The organism is Nitrosococcus oceani ATCC 19707 (assembly GCF_000012805.1).
Taxonomy (GTDB): domain Bacteria; phylum Pseudomonadota; class Gammaproteobacteria; order Nitrosococcales; family Nitrosococcaceae; genus Nitrosococcus; species Nitrosococcus oceani.
The window spans coordinates 880,440-901,786 of the sequence record NC_007484.1; the positions used below are offsets into that span (position 1 = coordinate 880,440).

Annotated in this window: 20 protein-coding genes; 16 read left to right on the forward strand and 4 right to left on the reverse strand. The window is 48.0% G+C overall.

Annotated features, from left to right (window positions below; all coding sequences use genetic code 11):
• Positions 1 to 12: 12 nt before the first annotated feature.
• Positions 13 to 780: a type I methionyl aminopeptidase gene (gene map, locus NOC_RS04410; RefSeq protein ID WP_002809397.1), complete on the reverse strand. Its 768-nt coding sequence runs from the start codon at positions 778 to 780 to the stop codon at positions 13 to 15.
• A 221-nt stretch (positions 781 to 1,001) separates the two neighbouring features.
• Between map and rpsB the strand changes: the two genes are divergently transcribed.
• The 16 genes from rpsB to NOC_RS04490 all read left to right on the forward strand — a co-directional run bounded on the left by rpsB (position 1,002) and on the right by NOC_RS04490 (position 17,114).
• Positions 1,002 to 1,811: a 30S ribosomal protein S2 gene (gene rpsB, locus NOC_RS04415; RefSeq protein ID WP_002811513.1), complete on the forward strand. Its 810-nt coding sequence runs from the start codon at positions 1,002 to 1,004 to the stop codon at positions 1,809 to 1,811.
• A 90-nt stretch (positions 1,812 to 1,901) separates the two neighbouring features.
• Positions 1,902 to 2,786 carry a translation elongation factor Ts gene (gene tsf, locus NOC_RS04420; protein ID WP_002809007.1) on the forward strand — a complete coding sequence of 295 codons (885 nt, stop codon included), beginning with the start codon at positions 1,902 to 1,904 and terminating at the stop codon, positions 2,784 to 2,786.
• 4 nt (positions 2,787 to 2,790) lie between these two features.
• Entirely contained in the window at positions 2,791 to 3,522 is a 732-nt protein-coding gene (gene pyrH, locus NOC_RS04425; RefSeq protein WP_002809164.1) for a UMP kinase, read from the forward strand.
• An 8-nt stretch (positions 3,523 to 3,530) separates the two neighbouring features.
• Entirely contained in the window at positions 3,531 to 4,088 is a 558-nt protein-coding gene (frr, locus tag NOC_RS04430) for a ribosome recycling factor (protein WP_036497480.1), read from the forward strand.
• A gap of 56 nt (positions 4,089 to 4,144) precedes the next feature.
• The gene (locus NOC_RS04435) at positions 4,145 to 4,903 is read left to right on the forward strand and encodes an isoprenyl transferase (protein ID WP_002810874.1); all 759 of its coding nucleotides are present in this window, start codon (positions 4,145 to 4,147) and stop codon (positions 4,901 to 4,903) included.
• Entirely contained in the window at positions 4,896 to 5,717 is an 822-nt protein-coding gene (locus tag NOC_RS04440; RefSeq protein WP_002810617.1) for a phosphatidate cytidylyltransferase, read from the forward strand. The genes NOC_RS04435 and NOC_RS04440 overlap by 8 nt, the downstream gene beginning before the upstream one ends.
• On the forward strand, positions 5,714 to 6,895 hold the full coding sequence (gene ispC, locus NOC_RS04445; protein ID WP_011330488.1) for a 1-deoxy-D-xylulose-5-phosphate reductoisomerase: 1,182 nt from the start codon (positions 5,714 to 5,716) through the stop codon (positions 6,893 to 6,895). Before NOC_RS04440 ends, ispC begins: the two co-directional genes overlap by 4 nt.
• Positions 6,895 to 8,259 (forward strand): RIP metalloprotease RseP, encoded by a 1,365-nt coding sequence (rseP, locus tag NOC_RS04450; protein WP_002808844.1) that lies wholly within the window; start codon positions 6,895 to 6,897, stop codon positions 8,257 to 8,259. The genes ispC and rseP overlap by 1 nt, the downstream gene beginning before the upstream one ends.
• A 250-nt stretch (positions 8,260 to 8,509) precedes the next feature.
• On the forward strand, positions 8,510 to 10,810 hold the full coding sequence (gene bamA / locus NOC_RS04455) for an outer membrane protein assembly factor BamA (protein WP_002809502.1): 2,301 nt from the start codon (positions 8,510 to 8,512) through the stop codon (positions 10,808 to 10,810).
• Between the two features lie 114 nt (positions 10,811 to 10,924).
• On the forward strand, positions 10,925 to 11,452 hold the full coding sequence (locus NOC_RS04460) for an OmpH family outer membrane protein (RefSeq protein WP_002809073.1): 528 nt from the start codon (positions 10,925 to 10,927) through the stop codon (positions 11,450 to 11,452).
• 217 nt (positions 11,453 to 11,669) lie between these two features.
• On the forward strand, positions 11,670 to 12,119 hold the full coding sequence (gene fabZ, locus NOC_RS04465) for a 3-hydroxyacyl-ACP dehydratase FabZ (protein ID WP_011330490.1): 450 nt from the start codon (positions 11,670 to 11,672) through the stop codon (positions 12,117 to 12,119).
• Positions 12,116 to 12,886, forward strand: coding sequence for an acyl-ACP--UDP-N-acetylglucosamine O-acyltransferase (gene lpxA, locus NOC_RS04470; protein WP_002809192.1), 771 nt, complete (start codon positions 12,116 to 12,118; stop codon positions 12,884 to 12,886). Before fabZ ends, lpxA begins: the two co-directional genes overlap by 4 nt.
• Positions 12,887 to 12,915: 29 nt before the next feature.
• Positions 12,916 to 13,554, forward strand: a complete 639-nt coding sequence (locus NOC_RS04475) for a YfgM family protein (RefSeq protein ID WP_002810296.1) — start codon at positions 12,916 to 12,918, stop codon at positions 13,552 to 13,554.
• 46 nt (positions 13,555 to 13,600) lie between these two features.
• Positions 13,601 to 14,773 (forward strand): outer membrane protein assembly factor BamB, encoded by a 1,173-nt coding sequence (gene bamB, locus NOC_RS04480; protein ID WP_036497173.1) that lies wholly within the window; start codon positions 13,601 to 13,603, stop codon positions 14,771 to 14,773.
• A gap of 164 nt (positions 14,774 to 14,937) precedes the next feature.
• Complete coding sequence (gene der, locus NOC_RS04485) at positions 14,938 to 16,332, forward strand: ribosome biogenesis GTPase Der (protein ID WP_002811576.1); 1,395 nt, start codon at positions 14,938 to 14,940, stop codon at positions 16,330 to 16,332.
• A 35-nt stretch (positions 16,333 to 16,367) separates the two neighbouring features.
• Positions 16,368 to 17,114: an OmpA family protein gene (locus NOC_RS04490; protein ID WP_002810031.1), complete on the forward strand. Its 747-nt coding sequence runs from the start codon at positions 16,368 to 16,370 to the stop codon at positions 17,112 to 17,114.
• On the opposite strand, the gene NOC_RS04495 is transcribed toward NOC_RS04490, so the two are convergent.
• From NOC_RS04495 to NOC_RS04505, 3 genes are read right to left on the reverse strand one after another with little or no spacing between them, the layout of a single operon-like run.
• The gene (locus NOC_RS04495; protein ID WP_002810797.1) at positions 17,093 to 17,512 is read right to left on the reverse strand and encodes an acyl-CoA thioesterase; all 420 of its coding nucleotides are present in this window, start codon (positions 17,510 to 17,512) and stop codon (positions 17,093 to 17,095) included. The two genes, NOC_RS04490 and NOC_RS04495, sit on opposite strands and share 22 nt — an antisense overlap.
• Positions 17,513 to 17,515: 3 nt before the next feature.
• Positions 17,516 to 19,321: an AMP-dependent synthetase/ligase gene (locus NOC_RS04500; RefSeq protein ID WP_002810896.1), complete on the reverse strand. Its 1,806-nt coding sequence runs from the start codon at positions 19,319 to 19,321 to the stop codon at positions 17,516 to 17,518.
• 3 nt (positions 19,322 to 19,324) lie between these two features.
• Positions 19,325 to 21,343: a 3-hydroxyacyl-CoA dehydrogenase NAD-binding domain-containing protein gene (locus NOC_RS04505; protein WP_002809418.1), complete on the reverse strand. Its 2,019-nt coding sequence runs from the start codon at positions 21,341 to 21,343 to the stop codon at positions 19,325 to 19,327.
• Positions 21,344 to 21,347 lie beyond the last annotated feature (4 nt).

Consider the following 21,347-nt stretch of genomic DNA (forward strand, 5'->3'; position numbering starts at 1 on the left):
TCAATCGCTGGCTTAGAGGTTATCTCCGGGTTTGGCAGTAAGCACTTCAAAGCCATCGTCAGTAACTAGTATCGTGTGTTCCCATTGGGCTGAAGGACTGTGATCTTTAGTGACCACCGTCCACTTATCCGGTAGAACTTTTACATAGCGTTTGCCAGCATTGACCATTGGTTCGATGGTAAAGGTCATCCCAGGTTCTAGTCTAAGCTTGGTGCCAGGAGTACCATAATGAAGGACTTGAGGCTCCTCATGGAAAATGCGGCCGATTCCATGCCCGCAAAATTCCCGCACAATGGAGAAATTACTGGCTTCGGCGTGAGTTTGGATGGCATGACCGATATCGCCTAAATGGACGCCTGGTCTGACCATTTCGATGCCAATGCACATACATTCATAACTTACTTGTGAGACTCGCTTGGAAATAACGTTAGGCTCCCCCACAAAGAACATTTTGCTGGTGTCCCCATGATAGCCATCTTTAATTACAGTGACGTCGATATTCACGATATCCCCTTTCCTTAGCCGCTTTTTGCCGGGAATTCCGTGGCAGACCACGTGATTGACTGAAGTACAAATGGATTTTGGGAAGCCGTGATAGTTAAGAGGAGCAGGAATAGCCTGTTGCACATCAACGATGTACTCGTGACAGATGGCATCCAGTTCCTCGGTAGTGACGCCAGGCTTCACATAAGGGCGAATCATGTGGAGGACATCGGCGGCTAGATGGCCGGCGACCCGCATTTTTTCAATTTCCTCTGGCGTTTTGATAGTAACTGGCATAGGGTTGTGATGTGGTTTTCATGGATTCTAGATCCTTAGACTGAGACTTAAGGATAGGGTTCTATCATTGTCCTAACAGGGCATTTATGGTATAAAACGCGCGCTTTTAAAGCAAACAAAATCACACGCGCATCGGCACATACTATCGGGGTGCCTTTGGTCAGGTCGGTATATGGGATGCGCGGAGGAATAACCCCAATATACATCGAGGTAAAAATATCATGGCGAATGTCACCATGCGTCAAATGTTAGAAGCTGGCGTTCATTTTGGCCACCAGGCTCGCTATTGGAATCCGAAGATGGCACCTTATATCTTCGGCAAGCGCAATAATATCCATATTATCAACTTAGAAGAAACGCTGCCATTATATATGGAAGCGACGAATTACCTTGGTCGGCTAGCTGCAAATAAAGGTACAGTTTTATTTGTGGGCACCAAACGGGCGGCTCAAGAGCCTGTCCGAGAAGAGGCAGGGCGCTGCGGTATGCCTTATGTGAACAGCCGTTGGCTGGGGGGGATGCTCACTAATTTTCAGACTGTGCGGCGGTCTATCAAACGTCTTCATGATTTAGAGGCGATGATCCAGGATGGTAGTTTGGATCGGCTTAAAAAAAGAGAAGCGTTGACAGTGAGGCGAGATCGGGACAAGCTTGAGAATAACCTTGGCGGTATCAAAAACATGACTCATCTTCCTGATGCTTTATTTGTTATTGATGTAGAGCATGAGCGAATTGCAGTAGATGAAGCAGCTAAGCTGGGCATCCCCGTGGTGGCGGTGGTAGATACCAATAGCGATCCGAGGAAGGCGGACTATATTATTCCAGGCAATGATGACGCTATTCGGGCTATCCGCCTCTATCTGCGCGGGATTGCCGATGGGATTATTGATGGGCGTACCACTGCTGCTGCGGCTAGCGCGAGTAAAGCAAGTAAGGATGAATTTGTGGAGATGGAAGAGGCTAGCGAAGAGGAGACTCTCACCGAATCGTTGAGTGAGAAGAGTGCTTCAACAGATGCGAGCGTTACCTAAATAACGAGCAAATTAAGGTTGGACCTCACAAGGAGACCCCGCAGTAGGGTGTTCTTGTGTCTGATCCCGATACCGTAGAGGAATGGAATAATGGCAATCACAGCGGCACAGGTCAAGGAACTACGGGAGCGCACCGGTTCCGGAATGATGGAATGCAAAAAAGCCTTAGTGGAAACCGGCGGTGATATCGAAACCGCTATAGAATGGATGCGTAAGCAAGGATTAGCTAAGGCTGATAAGAAGGCGGGGCGAGTAGCTGCCGAAGGTATTATCGTGACTGCCGTTAGTCAGGATGGCCGTAAGGCAGCGATGGTAGAAGTAAATTCAGAGACGGATTTTGTTGCTAAGAATGAGGATTTTCGCCAGTTTGCTGAGGATGTGGCCCACCAAGCATTAATTTCCAATCCCGCCACTTTAGAAGATTTGACCTCCCTGCCCTTGGGTAAGGGTAGGGAGAGCGTTGATGAGAGGCGCCACGCCCTGGTAGCCAAGATTGGTGAAAATCTCAATGTTCGCCGTTTTACCTTAGTCGAAGCAGAAAATGGTTGTATTGGCCGTTATGTCCACGGTGATCGAATCGGCGTGTTAGTTGCTGTAGAAGGCGGTGAAGAAGCATTGGCTAAAGATCTTGCGATGCATATTGCGGCGAGTAAGCCGCAGGCTATTGCACCAAAAGATATTCCAGTAGAGATTTTGGATAAAGAGAGAGCTATTCAGATTGCTCAAGCCAAGGACAGTGGTAAACCGCCCGAGATCATTGAGAAGATGGTGCAAGGCCGGTTGCAAAAGTTCTTAAGCGAGATCACTTTGTTGGGACAACCTTTTGTTAAAGATCCGGATATTAAGGTGGAAAAATTGCTTAAAGATGCCGGCGCTAACGTCTATCGTTTCGCTCGTTTTGAAGTAGGCGAGGGGATTGAGAAGAAAGTGGAAAATTTTGCTGAAGAGGTAAGGTCGCAGGCCCAAGGAGATTGAGCAGGTGCCATTGGATGGAGGGAAACCTAAGTATCGGCGCATCCTGCTAAAGTTCAGTGGAGAGGCCCTTATTGGCGAGGTGGGTTATGGTATCGATCCCAAGGTGGTTCAGCAAATTGCTCTAGAATTGCAAGAATTAAACCGCATTGGGATCGAGATTGGCCTGGTGGTTGGGGGGGGTAATATTTTTCGAGGCGCTGGATTAGCTGCTGTCGGCATGGATCGGGTGACCGGAGATCATATGGGCATGCTGGCAACAGTGATGAATGCTTTGGCCTTACAGGACGCTTTAGAAAGGCTAGGGGTATTCTGCCGGGTGATGTCCGCCATTCGGATCAACGAGGTCTGCGAGGATTATCTGCGCCGCCGAGCTATCCGCCATCTAGAAAAAGGGCGTTTAGTTATTTTTGCTGCCGGGACCGGCAATCCCTTTTTTACTACCGATACCGCTGCTAGTCTTCGCGCTATTGAGATTGGTGCAGAATTGCTTATTAAAGCAACCAAGGTAGATGGCGTTTATTCGGCTGATCCGCTTGTGAATTCCGATGCACAGTTTATTTCCCGCCTAAGCTATGATCAGGTTATAGAGCGCAAACTTGCAGTTATGGATACGACCGCCATTATAATGTGTCGAGACCATTCTCTGCCATTGCGAGTCTTTGACATGCATAAGGTGGGAGCCCTTACCCATATCATCAAAGGCGAAGACGTGGGAACACTCGTTTCCAGAGAGTAATAATGATTATGATTGATGAAATTCAGGAAGATGCGGCCCAGCGCATGGATAAGAGCCTTAATGCTCTGAAACAAGCTTTTGCTAGACTGCGGGCAAATCGAGCCCATACGAGTCTTCTTGACCATATTACCGTTTCCTATTACGGCAATAATGTACCGCTGAACCAAGTAGCTAATGTCTCTGTGGAAGATGCTCGCACTTTGACGGTGACTCCTTGGGAAAGGCAAATGGTCCCAGTCATCGAGAAGGCGATTATGACTTCTGAGCTTGGGCTTAATCCCGTTACCGCAGGGACGGTTATTCGGGTACCTTTACCTGTTCTAACTGAAGAGCGGCGGCGGGAAATGGTTCGCCTCGTCAGGCAAGAGGCGGAAGCAGCACGGGTAGCTATGCGTAATATCCGGCGCGACAGTAACCATACCATCAAAGAACTGATTAAGGAAAAAGAGATTAGTGAGGATGATCAACGCCGTGCTGAGGAAGCCATACAAAAAATCACTGATAATCATATTACCCAAGTCGATGAGTTGTTAGCGGTGAAAGAACAGGATTTGATGGAAGTTTGATAACCCTAAATATTAAATAGCCTCGTTTTTTTGCAGGTGGGACGTTAGGCAGCATTATGGATAGCGGGCAGCTTGAGGGCCAATCATCAAAAATACCCAGCCACGTTGCGATCATCATGGACGGTAATGGGCGTTGGGCTAAGCAGCGGAATCGGCCACGCTTTTATGGACATAGGGCGGGCGTTGAAGCAGTGGAAGGGGTTCTGCGGGCATGCGCTGATACCGGTGTTCGGGTATTAACCCTATTTGCTTTTAGTAGTGAAAATTGGCGTCGCCCATCTCAGGAAGTTCAGCTTTTAATGGAGTTGCTTGCCTCTGCCGTTTCAAACCGGTTGCAGCAGATTCAAGAGCAGAATGTATGCCTTCGCATCATTGGCGATCGGAGCAAATTTCCGGAAGCGCTGCAAACAGAAATGGCGAAAGCCGAGGCCCTAACAGCACAAAACGACGGGATTACTCTAGTTGTGGCTGCCAACTATGGTGGGCGTTGGGATATTACTCAAGCGGTAAAGCAAGTGGCTGCTAAAGTCGAAGAGGGACGGATAGCGGTTGACTCTATTACCCCCGAAGTTTTTGCGGCACATCTTTCTCTAGCAGGTTTGCCTGAGCCTGATTTATTTATTCGAACAGGCGGCGAACAACGCGTTAGCAATTTTTTATTATGGCAATTAGCCTATACTGAATTTTACTTCACTGATATTCTGTGGCCTGATTTTAACGAAGCAGCTTTTGCTAGGGCAATCAAAACCTTTGTTCGGCGGGAACGCCGTTTTGGTCAGACTTCAGAGCAAGTGGAGTCTTTGCGCCGTGCTTAAACAGCGGCTCATTACCGCTCTTATCTTAGTACCCCTCACTGTTTGGGCCGTGCTTTCTTTTCCTACTGGAATAATCGCCTGGCTATTGGCCTTGGTAATGGCTATTGGCGCTTGGGAGTGGGCAGGCCTAATTCGGCTGCGAGACATGGGAGCGCGGTTATGCTATATCGTTGCCGTGTTACTATTGCTTTGGGGGAGCTATTCTCTACCATTCGCTGGGGTAGCTGCGATAGGCGTGATTTGGTGGGGCGTTTGTACGGTTTTATTAGTACGATGGGCACATAAGAGATCGGCTAGTGCTTTGCTGTTAAGTAAGCTTGTGCCAGGGATGATTGTAGGGGTTTTGGTGCTGGTGCCTGCCTGGCGGGCGGTTATCGGCCTTCATGGGTTGCCCGTCATCGGTCCAAGGATGGTATTGCTTCTTTTTATTTTGGTATGGTTAGCGGATAGTGCAGCTTATCTGGTTGGGCGGCGTTTTGGGCGTACTTGTTTGGCGCCAGCGCTTAGTCCTGGAAAAACCCGGGAGGGAGTCTATGGGGCCCTCGGCACGGGTTTATTGTTTTCATTGATGGGAGGAGAGATATTGGCGTTTTCTGGGCTAGCCTGGTGGGGGTTTATCGGACTTGTCCTGTTAACGCTTTTTGCTTCTATTGTAGGGGACTTATTGGAAAGTTTGTTTAAGCGCTTGAGCGCTGTTAAGGATAGTGGCTGCTTATTACCAGGTCATGGAGGAATGTTGGACCGATTCGACAGTTTAACTGCGGCGGCGCCAGTATTTGCCCTAGGAGTCTGGGGGTTGGAGCAGCTGCAATGATAGGGGTCAGCATACTGGGATCTACGGGTTCCATTGGTATGAGCACCCTTGATGTACTGGCGCGTTATCCAGAACGCTACAGGGTTCAAGCCTTGTCCGCGAACAGATCCGTAGCACAGATTTACCAGCAGTGCCTCCAATTTCGACCTTCTCAGGTTGTTATGGTCGATCCTGATGCTGCTGAGCAGCTACGCCAGCGGTTGCATCCCGTCGTGCCGGAGATAGAAGTCAGTAGCGGCAGCGAAGCCTTAGAGACCATTGTCACATCTCCTGATACTGATTATGTCATGGCGGCCATTGTAGGCGCTGCTGGCTTATTGCCCACCTTAGCCGCAGCGCGAGCAGGCAAGCGGATTTTGCTTGCTAATAAAGAATCTCTTGTGATGAGCGGTCAGTTATTTATGAGTGCTGTTAGTGAAAGCGGTGCCGAGTTGCTCCCCATTGACAGCGAACATAACGCCCTTTGGCAATGTATGCCAGCGGAGGGGCGCGAACTTCCCTTGCACCGTAAAGGCGTACGGCGTATTTTACTGACGGCCTCGGGCGGGCCCTTTAGAGAGCGGGCACTTTCCGAGTTGGACAATGTTACCCCTGATGAGGCGTGCGCGCATCCTAACTGGAGTATGGGACGTAAGATATCGGTTGATTCGGCTACCATGATGAACAAAGGGCTAGAGGTTATTGAAGCCTGCTGGTTATTTGATGCTGCGGCCTGTCAGATTGAAGTCGTTTTGCATCCGCAGAGCGTTATTCACTCCATGGTGGATTATGTGGACGGTTCTGTCTTGGCACAGTTGGGTAATCCTGATATGCGGACACCCATTGCTTATGGATTGGCTTGGCCTGAGCGTATGGAATCGGGGGTAACACTTTTGGATCTGTTTGCGATAGGCCAATTGACTTTCTGTCAACCTGATTTGCAACGCTTCCCTTGCCTGGGGCTGGCCTATGCCGCGCTGGAGCGGGGAGGCACCTGTAGCACTATTTTGAACGCAGCTAATGAAGTGGCGGTCCAGGCGTTTCTCGATCAACGTATTCAGTTTACCCAGATTCCAAAGCTTATCGAATGGACGCTAGGTAGAGTGACCCCCACCGTGGCTGACTCTCTTCCGGCCGTGCTAGAAAGTGACGCAGTGGCGCGGCAAGTAGCTAAAGAACAAGTAGAGCGGTGGTATTAATGTCTATTGTACTAGCTATACTCGCTTTTGCGATTGCTATTGGGGTGCTCGTTGCCGTACACGAGTATGGCCATTTTTGGGTGGCACGGCGATCTGGCGTTAAGGTTCTGCGATTCTCCATTGGTTTTGGTCGGCCATTATGGCGTTGGCGTGGAAAGGATCAAACCGAGTATATACTCGGATCGCTGCCTTTGGGGGGATATGTCAAGATGCTCGATGAGCGGGAAGGAGAGGTTGCCAAGGAGGATCTCCCGCGCGCCTTTAATCGACAGTCCCTCGGTATTAGAAGTGCCGTCGTCGCTGCGGGGCCAGTAGCGAATATCTTATTTGCTATCATTGCCTACTGGTTAGCATTTGTCTTTGGTATTGCCGGGATCAAGCCTATTGTAGGTGAAATAATGGTCGACACTCCGGCGGATAGAGCCGGCTTCCGAGTTGGTGAAGAGATTATTGCGGTGGGAGAGCAAACTACCCCCACTTGGGCTTCGGTGCGTCATGCAATATTTGTGGCTTCTCAACATGAATCTCGTGTTCCCGTGACTGTTTCTGGTGCTGGAGGAGAACAAAAGTTAAGCTTGGATTTGAGTCAAGTCCAAGTAGACGTCGATCCTGAAAAAGCCAGGGATATATTGGAGCAGTTGGGAGTGCAGCCTGAGCGCCCCTTATTGGCGCCGGTGATTGGTGAGGTTTTGCCAGGTGAACCTGCAAGGCAGGCGGGTTTTCAACCGGGGGATCGCGTTCTCTCAGCCGCGAGTCAGCCTATTCGCACGTGGAATGAATGGGTAGAGTTTGTGCGCGATCACCCTGGTGAGGCTTTTAACGTTGAGATTGAGCGTGGGGAAGAGCGGCTGATTCTAAACTTGCAGCCAGCGATCATAGAGGGGGAGCAGGGTCCCGTTGGACGTATTGGCGCAGCACCAGAGCCACCGGGCGAATTGCCGGAGGAATTACGGGCTACTTTAAGGTATTCTCCCTTTGCGGCAATTTCCCGGGCGGTTGAGAAGACGTGGGAAATCGGATCGTTAACTGTGCTTATGCTGGGTAAAATGCTGGCGGGAGAGGTATCAACCAAATCTATCAGTGGACCCATCACGATTGCACAATATGCAGGGTATAGTGCGCAGATAGGTTTTGTCCCTTTCCTCAACTTCCTTGCGGTGGTGAGTATTAGTCTAGCGGTTCTAAATCTGCTGCCTGTTCCTGTTTTAGACGGGGGGCATTTATTATATTACTTTATTGAGCTGATACGAGGTAAACCTCTGTCAGAAATGGCCCAAGCGGTGGGACAGCAAATTGGTATCGTGGCACTCATTGGGCTGATGTGTTTAGCTTTCTATAATGACTTTGTCCGTTTGCTTGGATAAATTTGATATCGTTTTGATTCTTCAATAAATCTTCTTATTCCCTTGAGAAAAGCCTATATGTGTTCATAGCGGCAAGGAAGTGGAAGCGATATTGGTCAAAAGCAAGATTAGCGTAGGCTAACATTCTAAAAAATAAAATTATAGTCTTTCCCTTTATGCCCTTGCCGGGCACATTAATTTTGGGCCTAAGAAGTAAACCCCAATAGAGCCTTGAAAAAGGCTTTTTAGTTATCAAAATAAATAATGGGGGATGTCTTTGAAGTTTGTGAAAAAGCCAATAGCGGTTGCTATTGTGGCACTGATTCTTATTGGCCAGGTGCTGGCGGCAGAATTTCAAGAATTTATAGTTAAGGATATACGGGTCGAGGGATTGCAACGGATCTCCGCGGGTACGGTGTTTAATTATCTTCCGGTAAAAGTCGGCGATACGATTGATAGCCAGCGGGTTAAGGATACTATTCGTGGACTGTTCAGGACACGGTTTTTTAAGGACGTGCGGGTAGAGCGCGAGGGCAATGTTCTAGTTGTGGTGGTGGTAGAGAGGCCTACGATTACTAGCATCCAATTTGTGGGTAATAAAGAACTTAAAGGCGATCAGCTTTCGCAGGCTCTTAAACAAGTAGGGTTTGCGGAGGGGCGTGTTTTTGATCGAGCGCTGCTGGAGAAGGTAGAACTGGAACTGCAACGCCAATATTTTAGTCGTGGTAAATATGGCGTTAAAATTGATACGACAGTGACTCCTTTGGCCCGTAATCAGGTAGGTGTTACCGTAAATATTAAAGAGGGCGCTATTGCTAAGATTGGCGGTATCAATATCATAGGGAATCATGCTTTTAGTGAAGATGAGCTTTTGGGTGCATTTCAGTTAAGTACTTCGAACTGGCTATCGTTTTTTACTCATGATGATCAGTATTCCCGGCAGAAATTGGCGGCGGATCTCGAAGCGTTACGCTCTTATTATTTAGATCGCGGCTATATCAACTTCAATATTGATTCTACTCAGGTTTCAATAACGCCTGATAAAAAAAGGGTATTTATTACTGTCAATGTCACTGAAGGTGATCGCTACCAAATTGGTGAAGTTAAGTTAGCCGGGGATTTAGTTCTTCCCCATGAGAAACTGTTTGATGCTTTAACTGTGGCTTCGGGAAAAGTTTTTTCACGCAAGGCCATAGCGGAAAGTACAACTCATATTACTGATTTGTTAGGAAATAAGGGATATGCGTTTGCCAATGTAAATGCTGTGCCAGAAATAAATGAAGAAGAAAAAAAGGTAAATTTAACCTTTTTTGTTGATCCAGGTAAGCGTGCTTATGTTCGGCGGGTCAATATTTCAGGGAATACCAAAACCCGGGATGAGGTGCTTCGCCGGGAGATACGTCAACAGGAGGGAGGATGGGTAGCCACCGAGTTGATCAATCGTTCCCGGTTGCGGATCCAACGCTTAGGCTATTTTGAAGATGTTAATGTGGAGACAGTGCCGGTTCCGGGAACTACGGATCAAGTTGATGTGAATTTTAGCGTAGTGGAACGCCCTTCTGGATCCCTGTCGGCAGGTTTAGGTTTTTCTCAATCCCAAGGTTTCATTTTTAATGCTAGTATTACCCAGCGAAACTTTCTGGGGAGTGGTAAGCATGTAAGCTTTGCTTTTAATAATAGTCAGGTGAACACCATCTATAGTTTTGGATATACTAATCCCTACTATACTATTGATGGTATTAGTCGCGGATTTAACCTTTTCTATCGTGAAACCAGTCCTTTTAGAGCCAATATTGCCCGTTTTAGTACCGATGCGTATGGCGGCGATATGCATTTCGGTATTCCGGTCACTGAAAATGATAGGGTGCGCCTTGGTTTTGGTTACCAGCATACGAAGGTTAATCTAACTGAAAATTCTCCCCAGGAATACCATAAGTTTGTAGATAGTGAAGGAAATAAGTTTGATACTTTTAATACGAATTTAGGCTGGTCTCGTGATAGCCGGAATAATGCTCTCTTAACGACTGATGGCAGTATTCAAAGCCTCTTCGGTGAGATTACCCTGCCGCTAGGTAGTTTGCAATTTTTTAAGTTTGGTTATCGTCACCGTTGGTTTCATCCTTTATCTAAATCTCTTACTTTGATGCTAAATGGCGATGTAGCCTATGGCAATGCCTATGGAAATACCGAAGAGTTCCCTTTCTTTGAGAACTTTTTCGCTGGTGGTATACATAGTGTGCGCGGCTTCAAGGCTAATACGCTTGGTCCAAAGGCATCAGATGGTACTACCCTTGGCGGCAATTTTAAGATGACAGGGACTATTGAGGTATTCTTTCCTGTTCCCTTTGCGGAAGAATTAAAGTCCGTGCGTTTGGGTACTTTTATTGATGCAGGGAATGTCTACGGTATAGATCAAGATATTAGCCTGCAAGGCCTGCGGTACTCAGCTGGAATTTCAGCCAATTGGCTATCGCCATTTGGTAGCCTGCAATTTAGTTTTGCGAAAGCCTTTAATGTTCAGCCAAATGACCGGCCTGAAGTATTCCAGTTCTCCCTGGGAACTTCATTTTAGAGTTCCTTTGGTGCGCATTAATATATGATGTTCATTTTAGAGTCATTCGGTAAGCCAATATTTTTCTGGCATAGACAGTCATATGGAATGTTTAGAGGTAGCCTCATGGTAAGGATGGATAAATTGTTTAAATTGATCGTATTCGTAGCCTTTTTACTGCTAGGCTCCATGATAGTTATTGCCCCAGCGGGAGCTGTTGATTTAAAGATCGGTGCAGTAAACGCGGTCAAGCTGTTGGATGAAGCGCCACAAAAAGAAGCGGCGCTGGAAATATTAAAAAAAGAGTTTGAAGTACGCAACAGAGAATTAGTGGCAAAACAAAAAAAGCTGCGCGGCTTAGAGGATAGGTTTAATCGTGATGCGGCCATTATGAGTGAGGCCGATCGTAAAGCCCTAGAGCGGGATATCTTAAATCAAAACCGCGACCTCAAGCGTGATCAAGAAGTATTTCGAGAAGACTATAATATTCGTCGTAATGAAGAGTTTCGAAAGTTACAGGAAGAGATCGCTAAGGCAATTGTGGACTTAGCCGAGAAAAAAAAATACGATCTTGTTGTTTACGAGGGGGTTATTTACGCTAGCGATAAAGTTGATATTACGGCCGATGTGCTCAAGCTATTGAAGTCTCAATATAGACCTTAATTGGCTGTCTAGCTATCTCGCAGTTAGGCGATTGGCACTTGAGGCTGAAGCCTGCATATACTCCTGTAAAGGAGGATGCTATGTTAGAAGTAAGGAATTCAGTATAGTACTAAAAAGCAAAGGCATCCTAATTAATTAAGATGGTGAGGTATCTTATCTTACCAAAACCCATTAGAAGTATGTCTAAAATCTTATTCTTAAAGTCAAGGTTTTTTCATTGGATACACTGGATATACACGAGATACTTAAGCATCTTCCTCATCGCTACCCCTTTCTCCTGATTGACAGAGTCATAGAATGTATACCGGGGAAGTCACTTGTGGCCATCAAGAACGTAAGCTACAACGAGCCTTACTTTCAGGGCCATTTCCCAGGGTTGCCTATCATGCCGGGGGTGTTGATTCTTGAGTCTTTAGCTCAGGCTACTGGAATATTAGCTTTTAAGACGACAGAAACTATGCCTTCAGAAGAGGCAATTTATTATTTTGCGGGCATTGATAGGGCACGGTTTAAGCGTCCCGTCGGACCCGGCGATCAAATGCGTCTAGAAGTTGAACTTGTACGTAGCTTGCGCCGCTTGTGGAAATTTACTGGGAGGGTGACGGTGGATGGAAGCCTCGTTGCTTCGGCTGAAGTAATGTGCTCCTATCAGGAAACTTATAAGTGATTGATCATAGGGCTGTTATTGATTCCAGTGCTGAGATTCACGAAACTGCTATTGTAGGACCTTATTCAATTATTGGAGCAAATGTGCAGATTGAAGCGGAAACCTGGATTGGCCCACATGTCGTTGTTCAAGGACCCACCCGTATCGGAAAAAAAAATAAAATATACCAGTTTGCTTCTATTGGAGATATCCCTCAGGATAAAAAATATGGTGGGGAAGACACCCTTCTTGAAATCGGGAATGAGAATGTCATAAGGGAGTATACTACCATTAATCGAGGCACCGTTCAGGGAGGAGGTGTTACACGTATGGGCCATCACAACTGGATAATGGCCTATGTTCATATTGCCCATGATTGTATTGTAGGTCACCATACGACTTTTGCTAATAATGCATCTTTGGCAGGGCATGCGACTATTGGCGATTATGCGACGCTCGGGGGATATGCCTTGGTTGCTCAGTTCTGTAGTGTAGGTACTTATGGTTTCTGTTCCGTCGCTAGTGTTATCCATAAAGATGTCCCTCCCTACGTGTTAGTAGCGGGACATATGGCAAAGCCTGTGGGAATTAACCATGTAGGCCTAAGGCGCGCTAATTTTAGTGAAGAAGTCATACGTAAATTGCGTAATGCTTATAAGTTACTTTACCGTCAAGGCCTACGCTTTGAAGATTCCGTCAAAGAGCTGAAACGGCTAGCGGAGAAAAGCTCTGAGGTCCAAATTTTTTTGGATTTCCTTGAAAATTCCAGTCGGGGCATCATTCGATAGTCAAGTGTCTAAACACTTTGGATTTTAAAATGGCATTAGATATTTACGCATCAGATCAGGAAAAAAGTGAAGCTATCAGACAATGGTGGCGGGAAAATGGTCGAGCCGTCCTTGTAGGGCTTATTATCGGGCTTTTAGCTCTCTTAGGTCTACGGAGTTGGACAAACTACGAGCAAAGCCGTACCAGCGAGGCATCGTCACTCTATCAGCAGATATTGGCGGCCAAGGATCAGGACGCTAATGCCGAAATTTACAATAGCGCGGAGCACCTTCTTCAAGAGTACAGCGATACTCCCTATGGGTTGTTCAGTGTATTGATACTGGCTAAGGAAGATCAAGCCCGTGGCGATCTTGAGACTGCCACCGAACGCCTTAAGGGGGCGCTAGAGTATGCGCGACACCCTAGTCTTCAAAAAGTAATATACTTACGTCTTGCGCGTTTGTTGCTAGCAATGGGCAGCCCTCAAGAAGTGCTAACGATGTTAGCTGAGGTTAAGCCGGGCAGTTTTTCCTCTGCTTATGCTGAATTGCGCGGCGATGCTTATGTAGCGCTGGGCCAACCATCAGAAGCACAACTAGCCTATCAAGAGGCGTTACTGGGTTTGGGGCCAAGTGAGCAGTACCGGCAGATACTACAAATGAAGCTTGACAATCTTGCTCAACCTTAACGGGAAGTAGTATCGTTCCGTGTTTAGGTTTGGCTTGGATAAAATTGTGGGAAAGCGCCGCTTGGATCGAGCGGTTTTTTTTAACCTTCTTTTTTTTTTATTGACAGGGTGCGAGCTTCTTCAGGAGTATCTTCCTGAGCCTGATACCAGCGAGCCTCCTATGGCATTGGTGGAGTTTGTTCCTGAGGTTGGGGTTGAAGTGTTATGGTCTGCCAAAGTGGGGAAAGGCACAAGAGATCGTTATCTTCGGCTTCCTCTTTCCATCATTGGTGACAAAGTAGTCGCTGCGGATTATGGAGGTCAGGTTAGCGCCTTTGATGCTCAGACCGGAGAGAAGGCTTGGGAAATTAAGCTTGATTTACCTATTACCGGTGGGCCGGGTGGAAGTGATGATCTCGTGGTCCTGGGAACAGAGGAAGCGGAGGTCATCGCCTTGGATGCTGCTGATGGCTCGCCGGTTTGGCGAACCAGTGTGTCTAGCGAAATACTATCGGCCCCTAGTGTGGCTGACGGTGTTGTGGTGATCCGTTCTGGAGATGACCAGGTTTATGGGTTGGATGCAAGGGATGGTTCCCGATTATGGGCCTACCAGCATAATGTTCCTATTTTAACGTTGCGTGGAGTCGCCGCTCCGATAGTTGTTGACCGCAAAGCTATTATAGGGCTGGCAGGCGGTAAATTGGTGGCGTTATCTTTGGAGGATGGTCAGCTGTTGTGGGAGCGGGCTATTGTTGTTCCCCGAGGCCGGACTGAGCTCGATCGGCTAGCGGATATTGATTCTAAGCCAGCGGTGTATGGGGGATATCTCTATACGGTCACCTATAATGGCCGAATTGCCGCCCTGTGGTTGGCGGATGGTGATATTCTCTGGACTCGGGAAATGTCTTCTTATGCAGGTATTGGCACGGATGGAGAATCCCTTTACGTCACTGATATGGAAGGGAGTATATGGGCGTTGGAAAGTCGTACTGGTGCCTCTCTTTGGCGCCAATCTAAATTGCTTAGGAGGCAGCCGACAGCTCCAACTTCTTATCAAAACTATGTTGTGGTAGGCGATTCAGCGGGGTATGTTCACTGGATGGCTAAAGAGGATGGCCATTTCGTTGCTCGTATTGAAGTAGATAAGAAAGGGATTGTCAATGCTCCCTTGGTACTGGATGACATTTTGTATGTTAATAGCCAGGGAGGGATTTTGAAAGCGATTAAGATCGCTGGTTAATAGGGTTTTCTTTTTTCTGCTCTTGGTGGCGCTGTTTTATTTGGAGTTTTTCTGACTTTTCCCAGGCCGGTTTGGATGTATTTAGATATGTCTGAATCATTTGCAATATGTATGGTATCAACGCATATACTTACGCTTTTCCCCACTCCCTTTGAGTCGTTAGCATGAATGCTCTTGTTGCTTTGGTTGGACGTCCAAACGTCGGTAAATCAACGCTTTTTAATCGCCTTACTCGGAGCCGTGACGCCCTTGTTGTTGATCAACCAGGGGTAACCCGTGACAGGAAATATGGTCTTGCCCATTATGGTGAGCAATCATTTTTTGTCGTTGATACGGGCGGCGTAATGGAGCAAGAATCTGGGATTGGAAGGCTCATGCGAGCGCAGGCGCAACTTGCGATAGAAGAAGCAGATGTTATTTTTTTCCTTGTTGATGGCCGGGAGGGGCTGTCTAGCTTGGATGAGGAGATTGCTGCATGGCTGCGTTGCGCTCAGAAACCGCTCAAATTGGTCATCAATAAAGCGGAAGGGCGGGATGGAGATCTGGTTGCTTCTGAGTTTTATCGCTTAGGACTGGGGGAACCAATTATTATTTCAGCCCAGCAAGGACAGGGTGTAGGAAGGTTACTGGAAGCGTTGCTAACTCTTTTACCCGTGCTGGAAAGGGAAGAATCTGAAATTCAGGCTAAAGGGCTTCAATTTGCCGTTATTGGCCGCCCCAATGTAGGAAAATCGACTCTCGTCAATCGTATCCTAGGAGAGGAGCGAGTCCTTTCATCGGAAATTCCTGGGACCACAAGGGATAGTATTTCCATCCCCTTTCGCCATCATGGCAAAGATTATACGTTAGTGGATACGGCCGGAATACGCCGTCGCTCAAGGATCTTGGATAAGGTGGAGAAATTTAGTGTTATTCAATCTCTCCAATCAATAGCAATAGCCCAAGTTGTGATCTTGGTAATTGATGCCCATGATAGCGTAGTGGAGCAAGATTTACATTTGGCGGGTGTGATACTGGAGAGCGGGAAGGGAGTAGTCATCGCAGTGAATAAATGGGATGGTTTACCCTTAGAGCAGCGACAAAGAGTAAAAACAGATTTGGATAGGCGTCTACCATTTCTTGTTTTCGCTAGGATACACTTTATTTCTGCTCTTCATGGCAGTGGTGTAGGAGATCTCTTCCCTTCCATTGATGAAGCCTATCAGTCAGCTAACTCTCATCTTCCTACGGGTGAACTTAACCGAGCATTATTGGCTGCTGTTGAAAAGTACCCGCCGCCAGTGGTGAAAGGGCGGCGGATTAAGCTTCGCTATGCCCATCAAGGAGGGCAGAATCCCCCTAAAATCATTATCCATGGCAATCAAGCAGAGGCAGTGTCAGCAAATTATCGGCGCTATCTAATCAACTACTTCCGTAATGCTTTCGGATTGATGGGAACACCGATAGCCTTGGAATTTAGAACGGTAAAAAATCCTTTTAAGGGACGAGCCAATATTTTAACTCAACGCCAACAACAAAAACGTAAGCGATTAGTCCGTTTTCGTAAAGGGCGCGACTAAGATTGGAACTGAGCAAATAAGGATGGGTAAATGTGATGAGAAAAGGTATAAGCCATAAACCATTGTGGCTTGCTTTAGCCATTAGCATGGGCATGATAGGCTGTGCTGCCGATGGCCGATATAGCCAGACGCAGAAAGGGTCTGCGGTGGGAACAGTGGGGGGGGCGGCAGCCGGCGCTGCTATTGGCGCAGCTATTGATGGAGGTAGTGGAGCGGGTTGGGGGGCCTTGGCAGGCGCGGTGGCTGGTGGATTAACGGGGTCGGCCGTGGGCTATATGAATGATCAACAACGGGAAATGGAAGCCGCGTTAGCTGAAGAGAGGCGTGGCCATCAGTTAGAGATTCAACGGCTGCAGGATGAGAGCTTAAAGCTCGATATTCCTAGTGAGATTTCCTTTGATCACGATAGCGACGTTTTAAAACCGGCTTTCCTTCCTACCCTGGATAAAATCGCCGAGGTTTTGAAAAAATATAATAAAACGGTTGTCCATGTGATTGGTCATACGGACAGTACGGGATCGGAGAAATACAATTTAGATTTGTCGTTGCGGCGAGCTGGAAATGTAGCTGTATATTTCGAGAGAAAGGGAGTTCCTTCGCAACGTTTGAGTATTTATGGACGAGGGGAGAGCGAACCTCGCGCAAGCAATGCTACTGCGGCGGGCCGGCAACTCAACCGGCGAGTTGAGATTATTTTGAAGCCTATTTTGGAGGGGGAAGAGCATAAAGCCTTTGAGGCACCCGTAACTTCTCGCAGCCCCTATGGAGAAGAATTTCCGTAGCCATTTTTAAAATTATCGTCGGCAGGCACTGGTCTTGGGCGGCGATCCTTGCCAAGAGCGACATAGACAAGACGGGCTGAGGCAACCCGCTCGCAAGTTTCTTTCCCGCGCTTTCTTTCAGCATAGACCATGACCTCAACGGTGAGAGAAGTATGGCCTACTTTGGTGATTTCTGCATAAAAACTCACCAGATCATCTACGTAAACAGGCTGGATGAAGTCAAAGTCCTTCACTGCAACGGTTACTATACGGCCTCGGGCGCGGCGGAAGGCGACAATACTACCGGCAATATCCGTCCAAGACATTAGCCAACCGCCAAAAATATCGCCTGCGGCGTTAGTGTCCGTGGGCCGGGCTAAAATACGTAGTGCCGGTTCTTTGCCTGGTGGTAATGACATTTATTAATGTCCTTCATATAAAGCGCTAATTTGATTACGATAATGCTTGATTACCTGTTTACGGCGTGCTTTCAGCGTTGCGGTGGCAAGGCCATTTTCTGTAGTCCAGCGTTCTTGGGTTAAAGCGGCCCGGCGAATACGCGCATAGCCGGGAAATTGACGGGTATGTTGCTCGATCCGTTCTAGTACCTCCTCAAGCACGGCAGGATGCTCAAGGGACTGTTTTTGGTGAGGATCAAGATTTAACTCCTGTGCAAGCGTGTTCCAGTGTTCTGGATTGACTACTATCAGTGCGCTTAGGTAGGGCTTCCCTTCGCCAACAACCATGGCTTGATCAAATAAGGGATCAGTGCCGATAGCCGTTTCCATTTCGCCGGGGGGGACTTTCTCGCCGGTAGCTAGCACAATGATTTCTTTAATGCGCCCGGTGATATAGAGACGTCCTTGTTCAATACGGGCTTGGTCACCAGTATGCAGCCAACCTTCCTCATCGATGACTTCGGCGGTTGCTTTAGGATTATTCCAGTAACCTAGCATCACTCCTGGGCTGCGCCCTAGCAGTTCATTATGCTCGCCAATACGGATTTCCACATCTTGCAAGGGGGTGCCAACGCTCTTGGGGTCATTGTTATTTAAGGAATTTCCGCTGATAACAGGGCTAGCCTCGGTAAGCCCGTATCCCTGAATAAGGGGTAATCCCAGAGCAAGTAATTCCCGGGCGACATTAAAGACCAGTGGGGCACCCCCGCAAACGACGATCCGGAGACGGCCACCGAACTGGGCCAAAACTTGGCGGCCCACGATTTGCCTCAGGAGAGGATTTAAAAGGCAGAGAGGATGCCAAGGAGCACGTCCTTGTTGGTAATTGAATTGACGCCAGCCAGCAGCAATGGCAAGCTTGAATAGCGCTCGTTCTAATAGGGTTTTCTCTCGAAGTTTATCGTAGATCTGGTTATGAACACGCTCGAAGATGCGCGGAACACTTACAAGGACCGTGGGTTTAATAGTAACCAGATCTTCCGCCAGCTTAGCAATGGAGCGGGTATAAGCTACCTGGGCTCCGGCCATCATGGGTAAATAATAACCGAGAGTGCGTTCCAGGGAATGGGAGAGGGGTAGGAAGGAAAGGAACAAATCATCCTCGTATATTGGTGTACTCTGCAAGCTGCTATGAGCATTCCATAGAATATTATGGTGGCTTAGCATAACGCCTTTGGGTAAACCCGTCGTGCCAGAAGTATAAACTATAGTAGCAAGGGCATCAGGGTTATTGAGTTTAGGGTAGTGTTTATCTGCAGTTTTAGGTAACCATTCTTGTAAATAGCAGAGGCGTTTTTGACCACGGGCTTCATCATCAAAAGGATTTAATGAGATCACGCGCACTAGTTTACGTAGCGCCCACCATTGTTTTATTTCCTGCCATTGGTGATACCCTTCTATCATCAGCAGTTTGACTTCGGCGTTTTTCAAAATATAGCGAACATTATCGGGGCGATCATTAATATAGAGGGGCACCACCACCAATTCTAGACCTAGGGCAGCCTGTTCAAAGAATACCCATTCCCGGCTGTTGCGGAGCATAAGAGCAACCCGGTCCCCAGGATTTAGCTCTTCCTTGGAGAGCGCTGCCTGCCAACGAGTGACCTCGGTGGCCATTTCAGCCCAAGTAGTCTCTTGCCAGCTCCTTTGTTTGGGATCGAAATGCCGGTAGGCAACAGCGTTAGGGGTACGCCGTACCCGTTCTTGGAATAGGCCAACTAGGGTGCCTGCGGTCTCTGGGGAGATACTGGAGTTAAGTTTAGCTGCCATAACTTATAACGCCTGCCATCCTGCACTAGGGGTAAAACGAGTACCATATCTGGTTTCCAATGCTTGTAGCCGTTGCCGCATTGTATCTACTCCCTGAGTACGGACATAATGGAGGGGACCTCCCCGGAAGGGGGCAAAACCAATGCCAAAGATCATGCCTGCGTCGAGCAAATCGGCATCTTCCACAACCCGGTCATGGAGGGAGGAGACAGCTTCGTTGATCATAGAGAGAATTAAGCGGTCAGTAAGATCTTCAGGAGCTTGGTATTCCTGCGGAGGTTGGGATTTTACCGATTTTCCTCCTTGGTATCTGTAAAATCCGCTCCCGCTTTTTTTGCCAAGTTGCCCTTGTTGAATTTTGATTTTCAGCTCTTCGGGTATTTGCTCTGGGGGAGTTAATCTTTCAGCCACCGAGAGGCAGATATCAAGACCCACCGTATCTGCCAGTTCGATGGGGCCCATGGGCATGCCAAAATCGATAGCAGCCTGATCGATAACTGGGCCAGGAACGCCTTCACTGAGTAGCCGCGTTGCTTCTAGGAGGTAGGGGGTAAGCACACGATTAACCAAAAACCCCGGCAGACTTTTTACCGGCAGGGGGAGACGGCCAATCTGGCGGGTAAAAGCTGCAGCTCGCGCCATCTCTTCGGCTTTCGTTGCTTCTCCTTTCACTATTTCGACCAACTGCATTTTGGCAACGGGATTAAAGAAATGAAGCCCTACCAAGCGTTCTGATTGAGACAAGCTTTCAGCCAAAGTTTCTAAGGGAATACTGGAAGTGTTGGTGGCCAGCAAAGCCCCCGCTTTTAGCCTAGGTTCGATGGCCTGAAACAAGGATTGCTTAGCTTCTATATTTTCGAAGATAGCTTCAATCAATACATCGGCTTTAGCGAGTCCCTCCCCCCTCGGGTCGGGCATTAGCCGATCCATGGCCGCCTGGATTGGACGCTGGCTTTTGAGGCGTTTCTTGAATAATCCATGGGCCCGCTTAATGGCTGGAGCAATACGGTCGGGGGATTGATCCTGAAGGCTGACATGAAGGTTTTTTAGGGCGCACCACGCGGCGATATCTCCCCCCATAGTGCCAGCCCCTATCACATGAACCCGTTGAGGCTTAAAGATACCCTGTTTTCCCAGGGATTTGAGCCGTTGTTGAAGCAGAAAAACCCGAATGAGGTTGTTGGTTGTTTCGCTGATGAGAAGGGCGGCAAGGGATTCGGCCTCGAGTGCCAGGCGCTGCTCGATGGTGCCTTCTTGCTTTTCCCATAGCTCCAATAAAGCAAAAGGGGCAGGATAGTGCCTTGAGTTGACCCGTTTTTCAAGTCGGGAGCGTAATACTTTGGTGACGAGCTGCCGCATTGGCGCCTGCCCTATCAGTCGTTGCCAGAAAGGAGGACGGTAGGGAGGGGGCGATTTCTTTATAAAGGCGCGGGCGGCCTGCTGAAGGTGACGAGCGGGGACGGCTTGATCAATCAATCCCAGACGTACTGCGGCACGGGTGCTGAGGCTGCGCCCATTCAGCATCATCTCAAGAGCGGGAAGGGTACCGATGAGGCGGGGTAGGCGTACGGTACCGCCATAACCGGGATGGATTCCAAGCTTGACCTCGGGTAGCCCGAGTTGAGTCTCAGGGTTATTTGCCGCTACTCGGTAGCGGCAAGCAAGGGCCAGTTCTAGCCCGCCGCCGAGACAATAGCCATGGATAACGGCAACAGTGGGAAAAGGAAGATTAGCCAAGCGGTTAAAGATTTCATGGACCCGCTGAATCCATGTTCGGGCTTCGGTTGCTTTACGAAGCGCGGTAAATTCAGTGACATCTGCTCCGGCAATAAAACCTTGCTTCTTATCGGAAAGGATGATGAGGCCCTTGGGATTCTCTGTAGCTAATTGGACTAATTGCTTATCTAGTGCTTCTAGTACGGATTTGGACAATACATTGGTATTTTTTCCGCTTTGATTAAGGCGTAGCCAGACAATGTCATCGGTATCTTTCTCGGCGCACCAATCGGTATTGTTATTCATTAGC

Bases quoted from the DNA above. Each gene is read 5' to 3' on its own strand.
- der (WP_002811576.1), top strand. From the start codon at position 14,938: ATGAATGCTCTTGTTGCTTTGGTTGGACGTCCAAACGTCGGTAAATCA.
- NOC_RS04460 (WP_002809073.1), top strand. From the start codon at position 10,925: ATGGATAAATTGTTTAAATTGATCGTATTCGTAGCCTTTTTACTGCTA.
- NOC_RS04475 (WP_002810296.1), top strand. From the start codon at position 12,916: ATGGCATTAGATATTTACGCATCAGATCAGGAAAAAAGTGAAGCTATC.
- bamA (WP_002809502.1), top strand. From the start codon at position 8,510: ATGTCTTTGAAGTTTGTGAAAAAGCCAATAGCGGTTGCTATTGTGGCA.
- rseP (WP_002808844.1), top strand. From the start codon at position 6,895: ATGTCTATTGTACTAGCTATACTCGCTTTTGCGATTGCTATTGGGGTG.
- NOC_RS04490 (WP_002810031.1), top strand. From the start codon at position 16,368: ATGAGAAAAGGTATAAGCCATAAACCATTGTGGCTTGCTTTAGCCATT.
- ispC (WP_011330488.1), top strand. From the start codon at position 5,714: ATGATAGGGGTCAGCATACTGGGATCTACGGGTTCCATTGGTATGAGC.
- NOC_RS04435 (WP_002810874.1), top strand. From the start codon at position 4,145: ATGGATAGCGGGCAGCTTGAGGGCCAATCATCAAAAATACCCAGCCAC.
- NOC_RS04495 (WP_002810797.1), bottom strand. From the start codon at position 17,512: ATGTCATTACCACCAGGCAAAGAACCGGCACTACGTATTTTAGCCCGG.
- frr (WP_036497480.1), top strand. From the start codon at position 3,531: ATGATTGATGAAATTCAGGAAGATGCGGCCCAGCGCATGGATAAGAGC.
- NOC_RS04505 (WP_002809418.1), bottom strand. From the start codon at position 21,343: ATGAATAACAATACCGATTGGTGCGCCGAGAAAGATACCGATGACATT.
- NOC_RS04500 (WP_002810896.1), bottom strand. From the start codon at position 19,321: ATGGCAGCTAAACTTAACTCCAGTATCTCCCCAGAGACCGCAGGCACC.
- map (WP_002809397.1), bottom strand. From the start codon at position 780: ATGCCAGTTACTATCAAAACGCCAGAGGAAATTGAAAAAATGCGGGTC.
- rpsB (WP_002811513.1), top strand. From the start codon at position 1,002: ATGGCGAATGTCACCATGCGTCAAATGTTAGAAGCTGGCGTTCATTTT.
- tsf (WP_002809007.1), top strand. From the start codon at position 1,902: ATGGCAATCACAGCGGCACAGGTCAAGGAACTACGGGAGCGCACCGGT.